Annotated in this window: 20 protein-coding genes and 1 tRNA gene; 4 read left to right on the top strand and 17 right to left on the bottom strand. The window is 71.9% G+C overall.

The features are described 5' to 3' along the window. Nucleotides 1–81 precede the first annotated feature (81 nt). The 5 genes from ACFYZE_RS24635 to ACFYZE_RS24615 form a co-directional block, all read right to left on the bottom strand. Nucleotides 82–972 (bottom strand): NAD(P)-dependent oxidoreductase, encoded by an 891-nt coding sequence (locus tag ACFYZE_RS24635; RefSeq protein ID WP_388997963.1) that lies wholly within the window; start codon nucleotides 970–972, stop codon nucleotides 82–84. 390 nt (nucleotides 973–1,362) lie between these two features. Beyond that, entirely contained in the window at nucleotides 1,363–2,208 is an 846-nt protein-coding gene (locus tag ACFYZE_RS24630) for an EamA family transporter (RefSeq protein WP_388997960.1), read from the bottom strand. Further along, nucleotides 2,205–2,726, bottom strand: a complete 522-nt coding sequence (locus tag ACFYZE_RS24625; protein ID WP_388997957.1) for a YbaK/EbsC family protein — start codon at nucleotides 2,724–2,726, stop codon at nucleotides 2,205–2,207. Before ACFYZE_RS24625 ends, ACFYZE_RS24630 begins: the two co-directional genes overlap by 4 nt. Before the next feature lie 156 nt (nucleotides 2,727–2,882). After that, complete coding sequence (locus tag ACFYZE_RS24620; protein ID WP_388997954.1) at nucleotides 2,883–5,120, bottom strand: MMPL family transporter; 2,238 nt, start codon at nucleotides 5,118–5,120, stop codon at nucleotides 2,883–2,885. A gap of 99 nt (nucleotides 5,121–5,219) precedes the next feature. Further along, nucleotides 5,220–5,819 (bottom strand): TetR/AcrR family transcriptional regulator, encoded by a 600-nt coding sequence (locus ACFYZE_RS24615; RefSeq protein ID WP_388997951.1) that lies wholly within the window; start codon nucleotides 5,817–5,819, stop codon nucleotides 5,220–5,222. A gap of 211 nt (nucleotides 5,820–6,030) precedes the next feature. Here ACFYZE_RS24615 and ACFYZE_RS24610 point away from each other — a divergent pair, with 211 nt between their 5' ends. After that, nucleotides 6,031–9,366: a S41 family peptidase gene (locus ACFYZE_RS24610; RefSeq protein WP_388997948.1), complete on the top strand. Its 3,336-nt coding sequence runs from the start codon at nucleotides 6,031–6,033 to the stop codon at nucleotides 9,364–9,366. Nucleotides 9,367–9,444: 78 nt separating this feature from the next. Here the strand turns inward: ACFYZE_RS24610 and ACFYZE_RS24605 are convergent, their stop codons facing one another. From ACFYZE_RS24605 to ACFYZE_RS24590, 4 genes are all read right to left on the bottom strand, one after another. After that, nucleotides 9,445–9,639: a hypothetical protein gene (locus ACFYZE_RS24605; RefSeq protein ID WP_388997945.1), complete on the bottom strand. Its 195-nt coding sequence runs from the start codon at nucleotides 9,637–9,639 to the stop codon at nucleotides 9,445–9,447. A gap of 76 nt (nucleotides 9,640–9,715) precedes the next feature. After that, entirely contained in the window at nucleotides 9,716–10,600 is an 885-nt protein-coding gene (locus ACFYZE_RS24600; protein ID WP_388997942.1) for an SDR family oxidoreductase, read from the bottom strand. After that, nucleotides 10,597–11,532, bottom strand: a complete 936-nt coding sequence (locus ACFYZE_RS24595; protein ID WP_388997939.1) for an alpha/beta fold hydrolase — start codon at nucleotides 11,530–11,532, stop codon at nucleotides 10,597–10,599. The genes ACFYZE_RS24600 and ACFYZE_RS24595 overlap by 4 nt, the downstream gene beginning before the upstream one ends. Beyond that, the gene (locus ACFYZE_RS24590; RefSeq protein WP_388997936.1) at nucleotides 11,529–13,046 is read right to left on the bottom strand and encodes a flavin-containing monooxygenase; all 1,518 of its coding nucleotides are present in this window, start codon (nucleotides 13,044–13,046) and stop codon (nucleotides 11,529–11,531) included. The genes ACFYZE_RS24595 and ACFYZE_RS24590 overlap by 4 nt, the downstream gene beginning before the upstream one ends. Before the next feature lie 162 nt (nucleotides 13,047–13,208). On the opposite strand from ACFYZE_RS24590, the gene ACFYZE_RS24585 reads away from it, so the two are divergent. Then, nucleotides 13,209–13,838 carry a MerR family transcriptional regulator gene (locus ACFYZE_RS24585; RefSeq protein ID WP_388998209.1) on the top strand — a complete coding sequence of 210 codons (630 nt, stop codon included), beginning with the start codon at nucleotides 13,209–13,211 and terminating at the stop codon, nucleotides 13,836–13,838. Here the strand turns inward: ACFYZE_RS24585 and ACFYZE_RS24580 are convergent. Continuing rightward, nucleotides 13,826–14,629, bottom strand: a complete 804-nt coding sequence (locus ACFYZE_RS24580) for an exodeoxyribonuclease III (protein ID WP_388997933.1) — start codon at nucleotides 14,627–14,629, stop codon at nucleotides 13,826–13,828. The two genes, ACFYZE_RS24585 and ACFYZE_RS24580, sit on opposite strands and share 13 nt — an antisense overlap. Before the next feature lie 68 nt (nucleotides 14,630–14,697). Between ACFYZE_RS24580 and ACFYZE_RS24575 the strand changes: the two genes are divergently transcribed. Beyond that, nucleotides 14,698–15,174 (top strand): GNAT family N-acetyltransferase, encoded by a 477-nt coding sequence (locus ACFYZE_RS24575; protein WP_388997930.1) that lies wholly within the window; start codon nucleotides 14,698–14,700, stop codon nucleotides 15,172–15,174. A gap of 188 nt (nucleotides 15,175–15,362) precedes the next feature. Here ACFYZE_RS24575 and ACFYZE_RS24570 read toward each other — a convergent pair. The 7 genes from ACFYZE_RS24570 to galU all read right to left on the bottom strand — a co-directional run bounded on the left by ACFYZE_RS24570 (nucleotide 15,363) and on the right by galU (nucleotide 21,006). Further along, nucleotides 15,363–15,436: transfer RNA gene (locus ACFYZE_RS24570), tRNA-Ala, on the bottom strand. Nucleotides 15,437–15,530: 94 nt separating this feature from the next. After that, nucleotides 15,531–16,715 carry a gephyrin-like molybdotransferase receptor GlpR gene (gene glpR / locus ACFYZE_RS24565; RefSeq protein WP_388997927.1) on the bottom strand — a complete coding sequence of 395 codons (1,185 nt, stop codon included), beginning with the start codon at nucleotides 16,713–16,715 and terminating at the stop codon, nucleotides 15,531–15,533. 184 nt (nucleotides 16,716–16,899) lie between these two features. Continuing rightward, nucleotides 16,900–17,508 carry a GNAT family N-acetyltransferase gene (locus tag ACFYZE_RS24560; RefSeq protein ID WP_388997924.1) on the bottom strand — a complete coding sequence of 203 codons (609 nt, stop codon included), beginning with the start codon at nucleotides 17,506–17,508 and terminating at the stop codon, nucleotides 16,900–16,902. A gap of 26 nt (nucleotides 17,509–17,534) precedes the next feature. After that, a complete protein-coding gene (locus ACFYZE_RS24555; protein ID WP_388997921.1) occupies nucleotides 17,535–18,116 on the bottom strand; it encodes a molybdenum cofactor biosynthesis protein B in 582 nt (193 codons plus the stop codon). Beyond that, the gene (gene moaC, locus ACFYZE_RS24550) at nucleotides 18,113–18,592 is read right to left on the bottom strand and encodes a cyclic pyranopterin monophosphate synthase MoaC (protein WP_200420720.1); all 480 of its coding nucleotides are present in this window, start codon (nucleotides 18,590–18,592) and stop codon (nucleotides 18,113–18,115) included. Before moaC ends, ACFYZE_RS24555 begins: the two co-directional genes overlap by 4 nt. A gap of 184 nt (nucleotides 18,593–18,776) precedes the next feature. Then, nucleotides 18,777–20,099, bottom strand: a complete 1,323-nt coding sequence (glp, locus tag ACFYZE_RS24545) for a gephyrin-like molybdotransferase Glp (protein ID WP_388997918.1) — start codon at nucleotides 20,097–20,099, stop codon at nucleotides 18,777–18,779. A 4-nt stretch (nucleotides 20,100–20,103) separates the two neighbouring features. Further along, nucleotides 20,104–21,006 (bottom strand): UTP--glucose-1-phosphate uridylyltransferase GalU, encoded by a 903-nt coding sequence (gene galU, locus ACFYZE_RS24540; protein ID WP_388997915.1) that lies wholly within the window; start codon nucleotides 21,004–21,006, stop codon nucleotides 20,104–20,106. 134 nt (nucleotides 21,007–21,140) lie between these two features. On the opposite strand from galU, the gene ACFYZE_RS24535 reads away from it, so the two are divergent. Then, nucleotides 21,141–21,725 (top strand): 5-formyltetrahydrofolate cyclo-ligase, encoded by a 585-nt coding sequence (locus tag ACFYZE_RS24535; protein WP_388997912.1) that lies wholly within the window; start codon nucleotides 21,141–21,143, stop codon nucleotides 21,723–21,725. Nucleotides 21,726–21,787: the final 62 nt, after the last annotated feature.

Raw genomic sequence — 21,787 nt, 5'->3', positions numbered from 1 at the left:
CCTCGTCCCCCGATGCACGGCGCGGGCGCCTTCGGAACTCTCCGGCAGACCTCGGAGTCTTCCGGGAGCTCGCCGGAACCTTCAGGAACCGGACTTCTCGTCGAAGCTGGCGAAGTACGCGGCTGCCATGTCCTCGTCGGCGTGGCCCTGGGCGGCGGCGCGGGCGAGGCGTTCGGCGGTCGCGGCGGCCACGTCGAGGCGGACGCCGTGCTCCTCCCCGGCCCGGACGATCAGACGGGCGTCCTTCTCGGCCGTCGCCACGGCGAAACTGGCCGGGGTCAGCGTGCCGTTCAGAAGGAGATCCGCCTTGGCGTGCAGGTAGCCCATGTCCAGCTGGCCGCCCGCGATGATGTCGAAGAACTTCTGCGGGTCCACGTCCAGGGCCTTGGCCAGGGCCAGTACCTCGCCGGTCGCGGCGCTGGCGGCGAGGACCCAGCTGTTGGCCACCAGCTTCAGCCGGCTGGCGCTGCCCGCCGCACCGTCCTGACCGGTCCACAGCGTGCGGGCGCCGACGGCGTCGAAGACGGGCGTCACCGCCTCCCGCCCCTCGACGGGCCCGGCGGCGAGCACCGTCAGCTGCCCGGCCTCCGCGGGCTGTCGGGTGCCGAGCACAGGGGCGTCGTAGAAGGCCAGTCCGTGCTCCCGGGCGAAGGCGGCCAGCTCACCCGTGGCCTCGATCCCGGCGGTGGTGGACTGCACCCAGGCGGTGCCGGGGCGCAGGGCGTCGGCGGCCTCCCGCATGACCTGCAGGACGGTGGCGCCGTCGTAGAGCATGGTCAGCACGACATCGGCATCCCGCACCGCCTCGGCTGGGGTGCCGGCGATCTGCGCGCCGTCGGCGGCAAGCGGCTCGGCCTTGTCACGGGTGCGGTTCCAGGCGCGGACGGTGTGCCCGGCGCGGGCGATGTTGCGGGCCATCGCGGCGCCCATGATGCCGGTACCGAGGACGCTCACGGTGAGCTTGTCTGTCATGACGTCGACTTCCTGATTCCACGGGACTGATGCACTTCCCATGCTGCCTCCCCAGCGGACGAACGTTCCGTCGTCACCCACCCGGCGTGGAGCATCAGCCCCATCCGGACCACCGGCAGCCCGGCCTCCGTCATCCGGGGGCACTGGAGCAACTTCGTCGACTGTGTTGGCGAGTCCGTCTGTGAGGGGCACCCGCGCACGGAGTGCGACGGTTTTTCGGGAACTGTCGCACTCCGCGCAGCGCATACCCGCCGACCCGCGATCTTCGCGCTGTTCTGTGAACGGAACTCGCTCACCTCGACGGTGATCCCCCTGTCGGGGTAGCGCGCGGACAGTGTCTCCTGCGGGATCACCGGTGCTCGCGTACTGGGGTGTCGGCCCCCTCGCCTCCTACCCGGCGTGGAGCATCAACCCGATCCCGACCACCAGCAGCCCGGCCGCCGCGATCCGCGGAATACCGAACCGCTCCTTGAAGAAGACGGCACCGATGGCCGCGCCGACGATGATCGAGGACTCCCGCAGGGCGGCGATGGGGGCCAGCTCGGCCCGGGTCTGGGCCCACAGCACGAGGGCGTACGCCGTCACGGACAGCGCGGAGCCGAGCAGCCCGAGTGCCGCGAACGGCCGGAGCCGCACAGTGAATTCGCCCCGCCACCGGTACCAGGCGTACGCGGGGATGACGACCCCCTGCACGGCCATCAGCCAGGCGATGTAGCCGAAGGAGGATCCCGACGCCCGTACGCCCAGCCCGTCCACCAGGGTGTACGCGGCGATCGTCAGGCCGGTGGCGAGCGCGGCGCCGATGGCCGCCCAGTTCGGGCGGCGCCCGCGCAGCCCCCACAGCGCGACCCCGGTCAGCCCGGCGCACGACACGGCGACGCCCGCCGCCGCCCAGCCGTCCGGCACCTCGTGGGCGAACACCGCCGCCAGCACGGTGACGACGAGGGGCGCGGTGCCGCGCGCGATGGGGTACGCCTGCCCGAAGTCGCCGAGCCGGAACGAGCGCATGAGCAGCGCCATGTAGGCGATGTGGATGGCCGCGGAGGTGAGGAGGTACGGCCACGCCCGTGCCGCGGGGAACGCCGCGAACAGGGCGATCGCCAGTCCGATGAGCGCCCCGCCACCGGAGATCAGCGTGAAGCCGACCAGCTTGTCGGTGATGCGGTGGGCGATGGCGTTCCAGCTGGCGTGCGTGACGGCGGCGAGCAGCACCGCCGCGGTGACGGCGGGCGTCACGAGGTCTGCTCGCGCACGTCCACCAGCGTTCCGCCCGCGTGGGCGATCAGTGACTTCGGGTCCATCGGGAACACGGTGTGGGGGGTGCCGGCGGCGGCCCACACGGTCTCGTGGTCGAGCAGTGCACGGTCGGCGAGGACCCGGGTCCTCCTACGGTGCCCGAAGGGCGGCACACCGCCGATCGCGTACCCGGTGGTCTCCCGCACGACATCCGGTTTGGCCCGGCCGACCTTCCCGGCCCCGAGCTCTTCCCGCACGCGCTTCACGTCCACCCGGGACGCCCCGTCCATCAGGATGAGCACCGGCTCCCCGTCCGCCTGGAACACCAACGACTTGCAGATCTGGGCGAGTTCGCACCCGATGGCGGCGGCGGCCTCGGCGGCGGTACGGGTCGCGTCCGGGAAGCGGCGGACACGCGCTTGCAGTTCACCGAGGCCCATGTCGTCCAGGGCCGCAACGAAGAGGGGGTGCGCTCCCGAGTTCCCGGGGCCATCGGCGTCAGTGGCGGCTGTCGTCATGCAGGGCACGGTAGCGGCGGCTGGACAGGGCAGGCGACTGGGTTGTCGGTGGCAGGCGCGAGCCGGATCACGCCCTCTCGCGCCCGAGGACCCGGAGGACCACAGCAGGGCGCCCCACCCACCGGTGAGGCGCCCCGTTCGCTTTCAGGAGCAGGCTCAGACCCGCACCAGCTCCCTGTCCTGGTCCGGATCCGCGTCCGGGTCCCGGCGGTCGGCCGCGTCGGACGCCGCGCGCAGGCCCTCGCCCTCGACGTCCACGTTCGGCAGTGCCCGGTCCAGCCACTTCGGCAGCCACCACGCCCGGCGGCCCAGCAGCGCCAGGACGGCAGGAACCAGCGCCATCCGGACCACGAACGCGTCGAAGAACACCGCGATCGCGAGGCCGAAGCCGATCATCTTGATCATCGACTCGCTGGAGCCGATGAAGCCGGAGAACACCGCGATCATGATGACGGCCGCCGCGGTCACCACCCGCGCACCGTGCCGGAAGCCGGTCACGATCGCCTGGCCGGGACTCTCCCCGTGGACGTACGCCTCACGCATACGGGTGACGAGGAAGACCTCGTAGTCCATGGCCAGGCCGAACACCACGCCCACCATGAAGATCGGCATCATCGACATGATCGGGCCCGTCTGCTGGACGCCCAGCAGACCGGACAGCCAGCCCCACTGGAACACCGCGACCACCGCGCCGAGCGCCGCCGTCACCGAGAGCAGGAAGCCGAGCGCCGCCTTCAGCGGGACCAGGATCGAGCGGAAGACCACGATCAGGAGGAGGAAGGCGAGGCCGACCACCAGCGCCAGGTAGGGCAGCAGCGCGTCGTTGAGCTTCTGCGAGAAGTCGATGTTCATCGCCGTCGTGCCGGTGACCAGCAGCTTGGCGTCCGTCTTCGCCTCCAGCCCGGCGCCGGTGTCCCGGATGCCGTGCACCAGGTCCTCGGTGGTCGCCGAGGAGGGCTTGGAGTCGGGGACGACCGTGATCATCGCCGTGTCGCCCGCCTTGTTGTACGTCGCCGGCGTGACCGTCGTGACGTCCTTCAGGCCCTTGATGTCGTCGGTCACCGTCGCGACCGCCGCCTTCGGGTCGTCGCTCGCCTTGGCGTCGACCACCACCATCAGCGGCCCGTTGAAGCCGGGCCCGAAGCCCTCCGACAGCAGGTCGTACGCCCGGCGCTGGGTCGTGGACGTCGGCTGGGAGCCGTCGTCCGGCAGGCCCAGTTCCAGCTGGGACGCGGGAACGGCCGCGGCACCGAGGCCGATGACACCCAGCAGCAGGACCGCGACCGGGCGGCGCACGACGAAGCTCGCCCAGCGCGTACCCATGTTCGGCTTGTCCTTCTTGCCGGCGGCGGCCCGGCCGCCGCCCAGCAGCCTGCTCTTCTCTCCCGCCGGCTTGACCCTGCGGCCCGCGTAGCCGAGCAGCGCCGGGATCATCGTCAGCGCGATCAGGACCGCGATGGCCACGGTGCCGGCCGCCGCGACCCCCATCTTCGTCAGCATCGGGATGTTCACGACGGACAGGCCCACCAGCGCGATCACCACGGTCAGGCCCGCGAAGACCACCGCCGAGCCCGCCGTGCCGACCGCGCGGCCCGCCGCCTCCTCGCGCTCACGGCCCTCGGCCAGCTCGGCCCGGTAGCGGGAGACGATGAACAGCGCGTAGTCGATGCCGACCGCGAGGCCGATCATCATCGCCAGCGTGGAGGTCGTGGTGCCGAGGTCCAGCGCGTTCGCCAGCGCTGTGATCGCGGAGACACCGATGCCGACGCCGATCAGGGCCGTGAGCAGCGGCAGCCCGGCCGCCACGAGGGAACCGAAGGTGATGACGAGGACGACCGCGGCGACCGCGATGCCGATGACCTCGGTCGCGCCCGTCTCCGGTGCGGCCTGCAGCGCGTCACCGCCGATCTCGACGGTCAGCCCGGCGTCCCGCGCGTCCTGCGCGGCCTCCTTCAGGGCGTCCTTGGATGAGTCCTTCAGCTCCATCCCGGAGACCTTGTACTTCACCTGCGCGTACGCGATCGTGCCGTTCTTGCTGACGGCGTGCGCGGTGAACGGGTCGGCGACGGAGACGACTTCGGAGCCGGAGCGCAGCTCCGTGACGGTCTTCTCGACGGCCGACTTGTTGTCCTTGGCCGTCACCTTCTCCCCGCCGGGCGCCTTGAAGACGACACGGGCGGTCGCCCCGTCGGCGCTCATCCCCGGGAAGCGCTGTTCGAGCAGGTCGAAGGCCTTCTGGGCCTCGGTGCCGGGGATGGAGAAGGAGGAGGAGCCCGCCGCCGGGGCGCCGGCGGCGCCGACGCCCGCGAGCGTCAGCAGCGCCACCCAGATCAGGGCGACGAAGTGCCGTCGCCGGAAGGCGAGACGGCCGAGTCTGTAGAGAAAAGTGGCCACGAGGGCGTACTCCCGGTCAGTCGTGGGGTTTTCAGGGCATGGGTGATCAGCCCGACGACGTGAGCGGTGACGTCAGGTGGGGGCCAGCCAGGGGACAGGTCAGGTGGTGGGCGCGCCGAGGGCGGGGAGGACCACGGCGTCGATGTAGGAGCGCAGGAACGCCTGCGTGGGCGGCAGGTTGTCGATGAGGGAGCGCGTGGCGAAGGCGCCGATCAACATGTGCACCACGTACTGCAGCGCCGGGTTGTCGGCACGGATCTCCCCGCGGTCGACGGCCCGCTGCAGCACGCGCCGGAACTCTTCCCTCTCCGGTTCGACGAGGTGCTCCCGGAACGCACGCTGAAGGTCGGGGTTGGTGTGCGTCGCCATGGCCAGACCCCGCATCAGGGCGTGGTTCTGCTCCATGGTGCAGTCGTCCTGGTGTGCCGTGAGGGCGTGGAAGTCGCCCCGCAGGGACCCGGTGTCGACGTCGGCGAAGGGGCTCGGCTTGCCGTGCCGGATCGCCCGCGCCACCAGCTCGGCCTTGCCGCCCCACTGGCGGTAGAGCGTCGCCTTGCTGGACCGGGTGCGGGCGGCCACGGCGTCCATCGTCAGGGCGTCGTAGCCGACTTCACGGAGCAGGTCGAGCACGGCCTCGTACAACTCGGCCTCGCGCTCGGGGGTGATCCGACTACGACGCCCTGTCGCGACATCGGTCATGCGACTCACCTCTCCTGCTCGGTGTTTCCGCTTCCCGCCCGGAGCGGCAGGGCTCCGAACGAGACTGTTTCGTACGCCATGACGATACCCCGGCAGCCAAGCGAAACGAAACAGTTTCGTACGTGTTCTGGGTCACGCGGCTTCCTGCGCACTTGCCGACACACCCTCCGTACGAGTTGCCGCGCCCCGTCGCCGGACAAAGCATGGGTAGGTGGATGAAGCGCGCGACGAGTACGAGAACGAGAAGGCGCCCGGCTACCTCCGCTTCCCGCACCTGCACGGCGACCGCCTGTGCTTCGCCGCAGAGGACGACCTGTGGACGGCTCCGCTGGACGGTTCCGGCCGGGCCTGGCGGCTCACGGTGGACCGTACGAAGATCGGGCATCCCCGCTTCTCGCCGGACGGCAGGTTCATCGCGTACACGAGCTGGCGCAGCCTGTTCCCGGAGATCCATCTGACGCCGGTGGACGGCGGCCCCGGCCGGCGGCTGACCTACTGGGGAAGCGTCGACACCCGGGTGTGCGGCTGGACTCCGGAGGGCGACCTCCTCGCCGTCGCCTCGCACGGCGAGCCCTTCTCGCACTACACCTTCGCCTACAAGGTCCCGACCGACGGCGACCCCGGCGGCAAGCTGCCCTGGGGCCCGGTCTCCGACATAGCCGTGGCAGACATCGACGGCGAACGCAGAACGTTGCTGCTCACCGGCACACCCCCGCACGAACCGGCCTCCTGGAAACGCTACCGCGGCGGCGCCATGGGCCGGCTCTGGCTGCACGGGCAGCGGCTGCTCGCCGACCTCGAGGGCCACCTGGACTCGCCGATGTTCGTCGGCGGGCGGATCGCGTTCCTCTCCGATCACGAGGGCATCGGCAACCTGTACTCGTGCGCGTACGACGGCTCCGACCTGCGCCGCCACACCGACCACGACAGCTTCTACGCCCGCCACGCCGCGAGCGACGGCGCGCGGGTGGTGTACCAGTGCGCGGGCGATCTGTGGATCGTCGACGACCTGTCCCCCGACTCGATCCCGCGCCGCCTGGACGTACGCCTGGGCGGACCACGGGCGGGGCGCCGCAAGTACCAGGTGCCGGCGGCGCAGCACGTGGACGGGATCTCGGTGGACGAGACCGGTCGGGCCAGCGCCGTGGTCGTCCGCGGCAGCCTGTACTGGCTCACGCACCGGGACGGCCCCGCCCGCACGATCACGGACACCCCCGGGGTGCGCATCCGGCTTCCTGAGATGCTGGGCGCCGGCGGGCAGATCGCGTACGTCACGGACGCCGAGGGTGAGGACGCCGTCGAGATCGCGTATCTGCCGCGGGCCTCCGGCGACCGCGGGCCGCGCCGGCTGGCCTCCGGGCGACTGGGGCGCGTCCTGGAGATGGTGGCGGACCCGCAGGGCGAACGGCTCGCCATCGCCTCGAACGACGGACGTCTGCTGCTCGTCACCGTGACCGACGAGGAGTCCGGCGGCGAGGAGTCCGGTGGCGAGGCGCCTGGCGGCGAAGATCAGGAAGGCGCGGTCACGGACGGCACGGTCACGGACGGCACGGTCACGGAGTTGGTCCGCTCGGACAACGGGCCGGTGCGGGACCTGGCGTTCTCCCCGGACGGCGCGTGGCTCACGTGGTCGCATCCGGGGATCGGCCGGTCGCTGAGGCAGATCAGGATGGCCCGCATAAAGGACCAGTTGATCGTCGACGTCACCAACGGCCGCTTCGAGGACGAGAACCCGGTGTTCACCCGCGACGGCCGCTACCTGGCGTTCCTGTCCTGGCGCGGCTTCGACCCCGTGTACGACGTGCACACCGGCGACCTGTCCTTCCCCCTCGGCTGCCGCCCGTACCTGGTCCCGCTGTCCTCCGCGACGCCCTCCCCCTTCGCGCTGAACCCGGAGGGACGGCCCGCGGCCGGCGGTCTGGAGGACGAGGAGGAGGGCGGCGGAGTGGTGACCGTCGAGGTCGAGGGGCTGGAGAACCGGGTGACGCCGTTCCCGGTCACGGCCTCGAAGTACTCCGAGCTGCGTCCGGTCGCGGGCGGCGGCCTGGTGTGGCTGCGCTGGCCGATCTCCGGCGCGCTGGGCGAGACCTTCGTCAACCCGGACGACGTCTCCGGCCGCCCCACCCTGGAGCACTTCAACCTCAGCAAGGCGAAGAAGTCCGAACTGGTCGCCCACCTCGACTGGTTCGCGGTGAGCGGGGACGGGACGCGGCTGGTGGTCGTCGACGAGGGCGACCTGCGGGCGGTGCCGTCGACCGAGTCCGGTGACTCCGACACGACGGTGTGGATCGACGCACGCCGCATCATGCACGAGGTGGACCCGGGCGCGGAGTGGCGGCAGGCGTACGCGGAGGCGGGCCGGCTCATCCGGGCCTACTTCTGGGAGCCGGACATGTGCGGGATCGACTGGGACGCGATCCTGGAGCAGTACCGCCCGCTGGTCGAACGGGTCGCCTCCCCGGACGAGTTCGCGGACCTGCTGCGCGAGGTGCTGGGCGAACTGGGCACCTCGCACGCGTACGTGGCGGCGGCCCGGCGCAACGAGGGCCCGCCGCACTACCAGCGCTACCAGGGCCTGCTGGGCGCCAACTTCGTGCGCCACGACGGGCGCTGGGTGGTGAGGCGGATCCTGCCGGGCGAGTCATCGGACTCCAAGGCGCGCTCCCCTCTCGCGGGCACCGGCATCCGTGAGGGCGCCGTGCTGACCCATGTGGACGGGCGGCCGGTGGACCCGGTGACGGGACCGTATCCGCTGCTGGCCGGGGCGGGCGGTACGACGGTGGAGCTGACGTTCCTGCCCGCCGACGGGGAGGGCGGACCCCGTCGTGTGGCCGTGGTGCCGCTGGTCGACGAACGGCCGCTGCGTTACCAGGACTGGGTCGCCAAGCGCCGCGCGGTCGTCAAGGAGTTGAGCGGCGACCGCTGCGGGTACCTGCACATCCCGGACCTGGGCGGCTCCGGCTGGGCACAGTTCAACCGGGACCTCAGGAAGGAGGTCTCGCGGCCTGCGCTCATCGTGGACGTACGGGGCAACGCGGGCGGCCACATCAGCGAACTCGTCATCGAGAAGCTGACGCGCACCATCCTGGGCTGGGACCTGACACGCAACGCCCAGCCGGTGTCGTACACCTCGAACGCCCCGCGCGGTCCGATCGTGGCCCTCGCCGACGAGGCCACGTCCTCCGACGGCGACATGATCACGGCCGCGTTCAAACTGCTGAAGCTCGGCCCGGTGGTGGGCCAGCGCACCTGGGGCGGCGTGGTCGGCATGACGGGCCGTCACCGCCTGGGCGACGGCACGGTGATCACGGTGCCGATGAACGCGGCGTGGTTCGACGCGTACGGGTGGTCGGTGGAAAACCGGGGCGTCACTCCGGACCTGGAGATCGAGCGCACCCCCGTGGACTGGGCGGAGGGCCGCCACAGGCAACTGTCGGACGCGGTCGAGGTGGCCCTGAACCTCCTGGAGACCCAGCCGGCGGCGACCCCACCGGACTACAGCCAGGTCCCGGACAGAACCCGCCCGAAACTCCCCCCGAGGCCGTAACCGCTGTTGGGCACCGAAAAGTGGGGCGCCCCCAAAGCGAAGGGCGCCCCACTCACCGCGGCCGAAGACGGCCGCAGGTTACCGCTCGCGGTCCCGGTCGAAGCGGTCCTCCGCTTCCTCCTGCATCCGCTGCGCCTCTTCCCGCGACTGCTGGCCCCGCTGCTGACCCCGCTGCTGAGCCTGCTGACCGCGCTGCTGCGCCTGCTGCTTGGCCTGCTCCATCTTCTGCTTGGCCTGCTGCTTGATCTGCTCGGACTTGTCCTTCATGCCCATGTGGGTTCACTCCCGAAGTGGGTGAGGGGATCGGGCTCGACCAGACTGACACGCAGGAACAAAGCACGCATTTCGATCAGTTACCGAGCGTACTCCGCCGCTGCTCATCGGCCTGACCACCGGCCCCGACGAGCCCCGTGCGCACCCCCCTGAGCCGCGGCTCGAACCGCCGCATCTCCCGCTGCCCCACGGTCGCGATGATTCCCGGCAGATACCCGCGCACCGCCTGCATCCCGCGCAGCCACGCCTGCCCGTACACATGGGTCGACCGCCGCTCGATCCCGGCCACCAGCCGGTCCACCGCGGGCCCCAGCGGATACGTCTTGTTGGACGGCCACGGCAGCCGCTGCCGCAGCTCCCGCATCACCTCGTCCTGGTCGGCGCCCCGCACCATGTCCGTGTCGGTCCAGGACAGATACCCGACCCCAACGCGTACGCCACGGTGCGCGACCTCGGCGCGGAGACTGTGCGCGTACGCCTCCACGCCCGACTTGGACGCGCAGTACGCCGTCATCATCGGCGCCGGCGTGATCGCCGCGAGGGAGGCGATCTGGAGGAGGTAGCCCCGGCTCGCGAGCAGCGCCGGCAGGAAGGCGCGGGCCGTCACCGCGGAGCCGATCAGATTGACCTCGACCACCCGCCGCCACGCCTCGGGGTCGGACTCGGTGAACGGCCCTCCGCTCGCCACACCGGCGTTGGCGACCACGATGTCGACCTTCCCGAACCGCTGCTGGACCTCCCGCGCGACCCGCGTCATCGCCTCGTGGTCGGTGACGTCGGCGTACCAGTGCCCGCCGTCCCCGTACAGCTGCTCGGCGACGCGCTTGAGGGCGTCCGCCTCCAGGCCGACCAGGGCGACCGTGGCCCCGCGCGCCGACAGCTTGCGGGCCAGCAGTTCGCCGACGCCCCGCGCCGCGCCGGTGACGACGGCGACCCGCCCCTCGAGGCTCGCCCTGCTCATGCGCCCTCCTTGACCGGCTCGTTCGGTGTGTGTGCCGCGTACGCGGTGACGAGTTCGCGGATCCTTCCGGTGACCAGCTCCGGTGCCTCCACGGGTGTCATATGGCCGAGCCCCGGCAGCTCCGTGACGCCCACGCAGTGCGGCAGCGCGGCGGCCAGCGCCCGCGCGTGCACCGGCGGGGTGAGCCGGTCGGCGGTGCCGACCACGACGGCCGTCGGTGCGGTCAACTCCCGTACGGCGTCCTCGAGATCGAGCTGTTCGAGCACGCGCGACCAGGCGTGGCGCACCTCGCGCGGACAGGCGTGCACCACCCGCGCGCACGCCTCCACCATGGCCGGCGTCGCAGCGGCGCCCATGGTGGCGTACTTGAGGATGCGCCGGGCCACCGGTGTGACCGGTCCGAGCGGGGCGCGCGAGCCCAGGACGCGCGCAGTGAGCCAGGTGCGCACGCGCCCGGCGCGCATCGGCACCACCAGCGACTCGGCCACCAGGCGCCCGCTGCCCGTACTGCACAACAGGACGGCCGCCGTGTGCGTCCGGAAACGGGGGCGCGCGGCGGCGGCCAGCACCGTCATCCCGCCCATGGAGTGCCCCACGACCACGGCTCTCTCGCCCGGCGCGAGCGTGGCGGCGAGCACCGCTTCCAGATCGTCGGCGAGCGCCTCGGTGGAGCAGGTGGGGCTCGCGGAGCTGCGCCCGTGCCCCCGCTGGTCGTAGGCGATCACCCGGTGGTCGGCGGCAAGGTCCCTGATCTGCGCCGCCCAGAAGGCGGTCGAGCACGTCCAGCCGTGGACGAGGACCACCGGGGACGCACCCTCGGGTCCGTGCACCTCGACATGCAACCGGGCGCCGTCGGTGGAGAGGACCGAAAGCTCACGATCCGGGGCCGGGGGCGCGTAGGGGCCCGTGGCCACCGGCGTCGGGCGCCTCATGCGCCGGCCTCCACGCGCTCCTCGGTCCGCGCGCTCCGCTGGGCGGGTGCCCGCAGCACGTCGTACTCCGCGAGGTTCACGCGCCGCGTCGCCGCCCGGAACTCCGTCGTCGTACCGGGCCAGACGGTGGTGTTGCGGCCGTCCGCGTCGAGGTACCAACTGGTGCAGCCGCCGGTGTTCCACACCGTGCGCTTCATGCGTTCCTGCACCTTGTCGTTCCAGGCCGCGACGGCACCGGGACGGGCGTCGAGCGCGACCCGGCCGCCGAGGACCCGCAACTGCCGCAGGAAGTCGGCCATGTAGTTCAGCTGGGACTCGATCACCAGGATCATCGAGGAGTTCCCGAGACCGGTGTTGGGCCCGATGATCGTCATCCAGTTGGGGAACCCGGCGGCCGAGGCCCCGCGCAGGGCCTGCATCCCGCCCCTCCAGCTCTCCGCGAGCGTCCTGCCGTCGGCGCCGACGACCCGCTCGGCGATCGGCATGTCCGTCACATGGAACCCGGTACCGAAGACGATCACGTCGACCTCGGCCTCGGTGCCGTCCGCGGCGACGACCGTCGAGCCGCGGACCTCGGCGAGCCCGCTCGTGACGACGTCCACATTCGGCTGCGCGAGCGCCGGGTAGTAGTCGCTGGAGAGCAGGATCCGTTTGCAGCCGATGCGGTAGTCGGGGGTCAGCCTGGCGCGCAGGGCCGGGTCCTTGACGGCGCGGGCCATGTTGGCCTTGGCCAGCCGCTCGACGAGACCCAGCTCGTTCGGGTGCTTGGTGAACGCCTGGATCTGCAACTCCCGTATCCCCCACAGCAGTCCGCGCCGCAGCCGCGCCGTGGCCGGCAGCGCGCGGTGCAGTGCCCGCTCCGGCCCGGTGATCGCGCGGTCGACACGGGGCAGCACCCACGGTGGGGTGCGCTGGAAGAGGACGAGCTTCGCGACGTCGGGCTGGATGGCCGGCACGATCTGGATCGCGGAGGCCCCGGTGCCGACCATGGCGACCCGCTTGCCGCGCAGGTCCTGGTCGTGGTCCCAGCGGGCGGAGTGGAAGACCGCGCCGGGGAAGGAGTCGAGGCCGGGGATGTCCGGGATCTTCGGGTCGGAGAGCGGGCCGGTCGCGGAGACGACGACGTCCGCGGTGAGCGATCCGCTGCTGGTCTCGATCTCCCAGCGCAGCTTCGCGGCGTCCCAGGTCATCAGCTTCACCTCGCTGCGGAAGCGGAGGTGCGGCCGCAGTCCGAAGACGTCCGCCACATGCTCCAGGTACGCGCGGATGTGCTCCTGACCGGAGAAGGTGCGCGGCCAGTCGGGGTGGGGCGCGAAGGAGAACGAGTAGAGGTGGGAGGGGACGTCACAGGCGCAGCCCGGGTAGGTGTTGTCGCGCCACGCGCCGCCCACCGCGTCCGCCCGTTCCAGCACCAGGAAGTCGGTGATCCCCTCCCGGCGCAGTCGCACGGCGGCACCGAGCCCGCCGAACCCCGACCCGATCACCGCCACCCGTACATGCTCGTGCTCGGCCATCCCGCAGCCTCCCGGTCGCCAGACTCTGCCAGTGAACACTGGCGCAATCGGGAGGGTAGGGCAGCGGCCGTACCGATGGGTAGGGGTGGGACAAGGAAAGTTACCGACGGTACGACGTAGGGTTCGGGCGTGGCAGGCAACGGGGAGCGGCACGAGTACCGCATGGAGGAGCTGGCCGGGAAAGCCGGCATCACGGTGCGCACCCTGCGCTTCTACCGCGAGCGCAAGCTGATCCACCCGCCGCGTCGCGAGGGCCGTATCGCCTGGTACGACGACACGCACCTGGCCCGCCTGCGGACGATCTCCGCACTCCTGGAACGCGGCCACACCCTCAGCGGCATCGCGGAACTCGCGGAGGCCTTCGACCACGGCCGTGACGTCGGCGAGCTGCTCGGCCTCGGCGCACCCAGCGAGGAGACCCCGGTCCGGCTCACCCCCGAGGCGCTGGCCGACGTCTTCGGCGACCAGGCGACACCCGAGAACCTCTCCGCCGCACTCGAACTGGGCTACCTCGGCACAGACGGCGGCGAGATCGTGCACGTCAGCCGCCGACTGCTGGACGTCTCAGCCGCCCTGGTGCGCGAGGGCATCCCGCTGGCGGACGTCCTGGCCACCGCCCGCCGCGTCCGCGACCACGCGGAGGCTCTGGCGGAGCTGTTCAACGACCTGGTGGCCACGGGGGACCGCTCCCCGGAGGACGTCAAACGCCTGCGCCCGCTGGCGAAGAGCGTGGTGGAGGCGGAACTGTCACTGGCGCTGGACCGGCGGCTGCTGAGGGATCAGAGGTCGTAGACCACCGTCACCGGCGCATGGTCCGACCAGCGCGCGGTGTGCGTTGCCGCGCGCTCCACGTACGCCTTGACCGCCCTGGCGGCGAGACCCGGCGTGGCGACCTCGTAGTCGATGCGCCATCCCGTGTCGTTGTCGAACGCCCGCCCCCTGTACGACCACCACGTGTACGGCCCCTCCGCATCGGGATGCAGCGAACGCACGACGTCGACGTACCCGCCGTCCGCCGGATCGAACACCCGCCCAAGCCACTCGCGTTCCTCGGGCAGGAAGCCGGAGTTCTTCCGGTTGCCGCGCCAGTTCTTCAGGTCGGCCTCGCGGTGGGCGATGTTCCAGTCGCCGCAGACGACGACCTCGCGTCCGTCGGCGGCGGCCCGCTCCCGCAACTCCTTGAGATGGCCGAGGAACTCGGCCATGAACCGGGCCTTCTCGTCCTGCCGTTCGGTCCCGACCTCACCCGAGGGCAGGTACAGGCTGGCGACGGTGACACCGGGCAGATCCGCCTCGACATACCGCCCGCTGCCGTCGAACTCGGCCGACCCGAACCCGATCCGCACCCGGTCGGGCTCGCGCCGCGTGTAGAGCGCCACCCCCGCGCGCCCCTTGGCGGCGGCCGGGGCGTGCACGACATGCCAGCCGTCGGGCGCCCGGACGTCCTCGGGGATCTGCCCGGGCTCGGCGCGCACCTCCTGGAGGCACAGCACATCGGCGGAGGTACCGTCGAGCCACTCCGCGAAGCCCTTCTTCGCGGCGGCACGGATCCCGTTGACGTTCACGGAGGTCACAGTGAGCACCCGGGAACGATACCGGCAGGCCGGCACAGCCCCACCGGCAGTATTTGTATAGATGTACGATTTCCGGCGTGAATATTCGCCGTGCCTCCTTCGACCACCCCGACGCCGTCAAGCTCAACGACCTCGTCCAGGCCGAGTACCACGTTCGCTACGGCGACGGTGGCGACGCCACACACCTGGACCCGGCGATGTTCGTACCGCCGGTCGGCCTCTACCTGATCGCGTACGACGAGCAGGACCGCCCCGTGGCCACGGGCGGCTGGCGCTCACAGGAGAAGAACGACGAGGGGTACGAGAACGGCGACGCCGAACTCAAGCGGATGTTCGTCATCGAGGAGATGCGCGGCCGGGGTCTGGCGCGCCGCATCCTCGCCGCCCTGGAGGAGGACGCCCGCGCGGCAGGCCGCACCCGCATGGTCCTGGAGACGGGCACCAAGCAGCCGGAGGCAGTGGCCCTGTACACCTCCAGCGGCTACGAGCCGTGCGCGAAGTTCGGCTACTACCGCTTCTACGAATCGAGCCTGTGCTTCGCGAAGCCGCTCTAGGCGTCGGGTGAGGCTCACCCGACGCACAGGAAAGGGGCCGGGAACCCTCGCGGTTTCCCGGCCCTTCCCTTCGGGATCACCGCTTCAGGGTGACCGCCGGGCGGAGTTGGGAACGCCGCGCCCCGAAAGCCGGGACGGGCATGGCAAGAGGCCCGCCTCCCTTACGGGAAGCGGGCCTCCATGCTGCGTGGACCTGAGGGGATTTGAACCCCTGGCCCCCTCGATGCGAACGAGGTGCGCTACCGGACTGCGCCACAGGCCCTTGCAACGAGTGAAACTCTAGCATCCCCATCGGCTGGTCAGGAAATCCGTTCCAGAGCCGCCCCGGCCGCGGGCAATCGTGCCGTCACCGGCCCCTACTCGTTCGCGGCCCGCGGCCGCTCCCCCTCCTCGTACTGGTCGAACAGCGGGGTCCGTCCCCGCTCCCTCGACCGCCGAGCCGACGCCGCCCGCCGGGCATCGCTCCGGTCGGCACCCTCCGAGGGCTCCGCCCGCTCCCCCGGCCCCGCCCCGGGGTCGGCCGCGGGCCCGGGCTCCGCGCCCGCCGTCGGCGCCGCCTCCGCCGTGCTCGACCGTGCCGAGCTCCACGCGTCCGGCGTGCCGAGGTCGACACTCGGCGTCGCCCGCGGAGCGACCGGCGCGGTCACATACGTCGGCAGCGGCACCGGCACCGGGTCCCAGCTCTCCCCGTGCCCCGGCCTGCGCTGCCGCTCCCGCTGCTGGTCCACCCACTCCGCGTGGTCCGTCTGCTCCACGAGCGCGCGCCGGTCGGCGGCCAACGCGGACAGCCCGGGGTCGTTCTCCGGCTCGGGGCCGTCCTCCGCCTCGTCCGCGTCGGAGTCGACCGGCGGGCGCCGCCTCGGCTGCCGCTCCCGCAACCGCTGCGCCGCCGCCTCGGCCCGCCGCCGGTCCATGGTGTACGTGAACCGCTTCCGCTCCTGGGCCCGCAGGTACGCGATGTACGCGCTCAGCAGCACAGCCGGCACACCCGGCGCCCACAGGAACGCGAGCCCGCCGACCGCGGCCACGATCGCGCCGAGCGTGAACGCGAGGAAGAGCATCACGGTCGTCCGCCGCCGGCGCGCGAGCACCTTCGAGCGCCGGGCGCGCGCCATGGCCTCCGCCGAGGAGACCTTCCGCCCCCGGGGCACCCGTGCGGGGGCACCCGACTCGGCCGCGCGCGGCTGCCCCGGCTCCGCCCGCTCTCCCTGTTCCCGCCGGGGCCGGTCCTCCGGCTCCGTCTCCACCCGCGCCCGCGGCTGCCGCTCGGTCGGGGGCATGGCGAAGGACCGGACGTCCACCGAGCCGGTGACACCGTCCGGCTGCGCGCCGGGCTCCCCCTCTTCGGCGGAGCGCGCCCGCAGGCCCTTGGCGTATCGGCGCTCCATGCCCGCCCGTCCGGACAGCAGCCGGATGGCGGTGCTGAAGCGTTCCGTCGGACGAGACTCGTTCAGCTCGTCCTGCCTACGGAGCCACATCGGCACCAAGTAGGCGGCCCAGGCCCCGACAATGACTGCGTAGATGAGGCCGCTGCTGCTCACGTCTCACACGGTAGAGGGGTTTGCATGAGGCCATCTGCCAATTGAGCCGGTGTGTCGCACGATCTGGCTGATATTTCGAACTTTTTTTGGGACGGATGCGATCAGCAGACCGACGTGTCCGCTAATTCATTGCCTCCAGACGAACGCGAGGCGATCGCCACCCGATCAAATTCGAACGTAGTTTTTATTTCCCGGGGTGGCGGTGGGCCTGCTGAGAGCGTGCCCGGCGCCAGCGCGCCAGCAGCCCCTCCGGCACCTCTTCCGCGGTGAGCGCGAAGACCAGATGGTCCCGCCAGGCCCCGTCGATGTGCAGATAACGCGGCCGGAGCCCTTCATCACGGAATCCCAGTTTCTCCACGACCCGGCGGCTCGGACCGTTCTCGGGGCGAATGCAGACCTCGATGCGGTGCAGCCCGACGGCGCGGAAGCAGTGGTCGACGACGAGCGCCACGGCCGTCGGCATCACCCCGCGGCCCGCGACCGCCTCGTCCACCCAGTAGCCGACGTGCCCGGAGCACATCGAGCCCCAGGTGATCCCGGCCACCGTCAACTGTCCCACCAGGCGCCCCTGGTACTCGATGACGAAGGGCAGCATCCGGCCCGCCCTGGCCTCGGCGCGCAGGTGCCGGACCATCTGCCGGTAGGTCGGCCGGTGCGCTGTCGGGCCGCCGGGCGCGGGCGGCGGAATGGTCGCCTCCCACGGCCGCAGCCACTCCCGGTTGCGCCGGTTGACCTCGCGCCAGGCCCGCTGGTCGCGCAGCCGTATCGGCCGGAGGACGACATCGCCGTCCACCAGCTCGACGGGCCAGGATGGGCTGTTCAGCTCGCACCCCCACTCGGTCCGGGGCGGTCCTCGCGGACCGCGGACCCGCCGGCGTCGGCCCGGGGGTGGTCCCCGCCGCGGATCTGGTCGACGGCGTGGACCAACAGGGGCTCCAGGACGGCCAGTCCGTCCCTCACCCCGCCGGTGGACCCCGGCAGGTTGACGATCAGCGTCCCGCCGGCGACTCCGGCCAGTCCCCGGGAGAGCGCCGCCGTGGGCACCTTCTTAGTTCCGAACGCCCTGATGGCCTCGGGAATGCCCGGCACCTCGTAGTCGATCACCGCGCGGGTCGCCTCGGGGGTGCGGTCGGTCGGGGATATGCCGGTGCCCCCGGTGGTCACGATCACGTCGTAGCCGGCGCGCGAGCCGGTCCGCAGGGCGTCCTGAACCGGGTCACCGTCCGGGACGACCCACGGGCCGTCGACCGCGAAGCCCAGGCTGGTGAGCGCCTCGGCGATCAGGGGCCCGCCCTTGTCCTCGTAGACGCCCGCGGCCGCGCGGTTCGAGGCGGTCACCACCAGGGCCGAGTACGGCGCCGCGAGGGCGCCGCCGGCCGGCGGCCCGCCCGGTGCTGTCATGCCCGGCTCCAGTCGCCCGACTTCCCGCCCGTCTTCTCCTCCACGCGCACGTCCGTGATCACCGCCGCTTTGTCGACCGCCTTGACCATGTCGATCACGGTGAGCGCCGCGACACTGACCGCGGTGAGCGCCTCCATCTCGACACCCGTGCGGTCGGTGGTCTTCACGGTGGCCGTGATCTCCACGGCGTCGTCCGCGACCGACAGATCCAGCTTCACACCGGACACCGCGAGCGGGTGGCACAGAGGGATGAGGTCGGGGGTGCGCTTGGCGCCCATGATGCCCGCGATGCGCGCGGTGGCCAGCGCGTCGCCCTTGGGGACGCCCTCACCGCGCAGCAGTTCGATCACGCGCGGTGAGACCAGCACACGGCCGCTGGCGCGCGCGGTGCGCTCGGTGACGTCCTTGCCCGAGACGTCGACCATGCGGGCCGCCCCCGCGTCATCGATATGGGTCAGTCTGTCCTGCGAACTCATGTGCTGCGGCACTCCCGGTCGTGGCCCGGCACGCGGGCCTGCTGTGCGCGACACGGTACCGCCAACCGGGCGGGATCAGCCGACCAAGGTCCACGGACCGGATACGGGGACGGGGCCGGACCGCTCGAGCAGGCCTGTCCGCGCGGGCGAAGCCTCCGAACCCGGACACCCGGGGCGCCCGTCGTCAGCCGAGCAGGACCACTTCGACCTCCGTGCCCGGTTCGATGGAGGTGTCGTCCTCGGGGACCACGATCAGGGCGTCCGCCTGGGCGAGGGCGGCGATCAGGTGGGAGCCCGCGCCGCCCACCGGGGACACCGTGCCGTCGGCGTAGGTGCCGCGCAGGAACTGCCGGCGGCCCGCGGGCGACGTCAGCGCCTTGTCCGCCTTCAGGACGGCTCTGGTCCGGGGGCGGTGCACGTCCGGCAGGCCCATCAGGGTGCGGATCGCCGGGCGTACGAACAGCTCGAAGGAGACGTACGACGACACCGGGTTGCCCGGCAGCGCGAGCAGCGGCGTGTGCTCGGGGCCGATGGAACCGAAGCCCTGGGGCTTGCCGGGCTGCATGGCGAGCTTGCGGAAATCGACGCCGCCGCCCGCCTCGTCCGCGTCGCCCATGGAGGACAGCGCCTCCTTGACGACGTCGTACGCGCCCACGCTCACCCCTCCGGTGGTGACCATGAGGTCGGCCCGGACGAGCTGGTCCTCGATGGTGGACCGCAGCGTGTCCGCGTCGTCCGCGACCGCGCCGACCCGGTAGGCGATGGCGCCGGCGTCCCGGGCGGCGGCGGTGAGGGCGAAGCTGTTGGAGTCGTAGATCTGGCCGGCCGCCAGTTCCTCGTCGGGCTGGACGAGTTCGCTCCCGGTCGACAGGACGACCACGCGCGGGCGCGGGCGCACGCGTACCGTGCCGCGGCCGATCGCGGCGAGCAGCGCGATCTGCGGCGGCCCGAGGACGGTGCCGGCCGCCAGGGCGAGGTCGCCGGCCCGGACGTCGCTGCCCTCGGCGCGCACGTGCGCGCGTGCCTCGGCCGGGCGGTGGACGCGCACCTGCCCTGCGGCTCCCTCGGGCGCGAGACTGCGGGCGCGCATCCCGGAGACGGGGCCGCCGCCCAGCCCGCCGTCGGTCCACTCCACGGGAACGACTGCCTCGGCGCCCGGCGGCAGCGGGGCGCCGGTCATGATGCGCGCGGCCTGGCCGGGCCCGACGTGCAGCAGGTCGGCCGCACCCGCCGCGACGTCGCCGATCACCGTGAGGACGGCCGGGAACTCCTCGCTCGCGCCCGCGACGTCCGCGACCCGCACCGCGTACCCGTCCATGGAGCTGTTGTCGAACGGCGGCAGGGACAGGGGCACCGTGACGTCGTCGACCAGAACGCAGTCCTGCGCGTCGAGCAGGTTCAGCTCGATCGGCTCCAGGGGGCGGACGGTGGTGAGGATGTCCTCCAGGTGTTCGTCCACCGACCACAGGCGGTCCTGGCCGGTGGTGCGGGTCGCGGCGGCGCTCAAATCGCTACATCTCCTCGGCTACGAAGCTGCGAAGCCAGGTCCTGAAGTCAGGGCCCAGGTCTTCACGTTCGCATGCGAGTCTGACAATGGCACGCAGGTAGTCGCCACGGTCGCCGGTGTCATAGCGGCGGCCCTTGAAGACCACGCCGTGCACCGGGCCGCCGACCTTCTCGTCCTCGGCGAGCTGCTGGAGGGCGTCGGTGAGCTGGATCTCGTTGCCGCGGCCCGGCTCCGTCTTCCGCAGGATGTCGAAGATGTGCGGGTCGAGGACGTAGCGGCCGATGACCGCGTAGTTCGACGGGGCGTCCGCCGGGTCCGGCTTCTCGACCAGGCCGGTCACCTGGACGACATCGCTGTCCTCGGTGGTCTCCACGGCCGCGCAGCCGTAGAGGTGGATCTGCTCGGGTGCGACCTCCATGAGCGCGATGACACTGCCGCCGTACAGCTCCTGAACCTCGATCATGCGCTTGAGCAGCGGGTCGCGCGGGTCGATCAGGTCGTCGCCGAGGAGGACCGCGAACGGCTCCTGGCCGACGTGCGGGGCGGCGCACAGGACGGCGTGCCCGAGGCCCTTGGGGTCGCCCTGGCGGACGTAGTGCATGGTGGCGAGGTCACTGGACTCCTGAACCTTGGCGAGCCGCTCGGCGTCGCCCTTCTTCTCCAGGGCCGACTCGAGCTCGTAGTTGCGGTCGAAGTGGTCCTCGAGGGGGCGCTTGTTGCGGCCAGTGACCATCAGTACGTCGTCGAGCCCCGCGGACACGGCTTCCTCGACCACGTACTGGATCGCGGGCTTGTCGACGACCGGCAGCATCTCCTTGGGCGTGGCCTTGGTGGCCGGCAGGAACCGGGTGCCGAGGCCGGCAGCAGGGATGACAGCCTTGGTGATCCTGGGGTGCGACTGAGTCATGTCCGCAACGATATCCGGTAGGTATGTGCGGAAACTGTGGCTCCGGTTAATTCGCTCTCATATGAGCGCATTGTGAACGAGGAGGCCACTGACCTGTGGGTCCCATGGAACACCAGGCAGATCCTGGCAAGCGAATGTTGCGGCGAGGCTTCCTCGCGGTGAGGAGCGGGTTGACCGCCGATGACGTGCGGGAAGCGGCGACGGCGCTGGCCGAACGGGCCCTGGAGCTGCCCGAGCTGGCGCACGCCCGCACGGTGGCCGCGTACGTCTCCGTGGGGAGTGAACCGGGCACGCTCGCGCTTCTGGACGCGCTGCGCGCGCGGGGCGTGCGCGTACTGCTCCCTGTGCTCCTGCCGGACAACGATCTCGACTGGGGCACGTACGCCGGGGCGGAGTCCCTGGTGAGCGTGCGGCACGGCGGGCGGATGGCCCTTCTGGAACCCGCGGGCGGGCGCCTGGGCCCGGAGGCCGTCCGGGAGGCCGACGCCGTACTGCTGCCCGGGCTGGCGGTCGACGCCCGCGGCATGCGGCTCGGGCGCGGCGGCGGCTCCTACGACCGTGTGCTGGCCCGCCTGGAGCGCGCGGGCGCCGACCCCGCCCTGGTGGTGCTCCTGTACGACCGGGAGGTCGTCGAGCGGGTCCCCGAGGAGGCGCACGACCGCCCGGTGCACGCTGTGGTGACCCCGTCGGGCGTACGCCGCTTCCACCGCCGGCCCTGAGAGCCGCGCGCATGGAGAACGGCCCTCCACGCGCACGTGAAGGGCCGTTCTCACGGTGCGGC

The sequence above is a fragment of the Streptomyces sp. NPDC001796 genome (assembly GCF_042892355.1).
Taxonomy (GTDB): domain Bacteria; phylum Actinomycetota; class Actinomycetes; order Streptomycetales; family Streptomycetaceae; genus Streptomyces.
The sequence above is the reverse complement of the archived record's forward strand: the minus strand, read 5'-3'. Positions and strand labels throughout refer to the sequence as shown.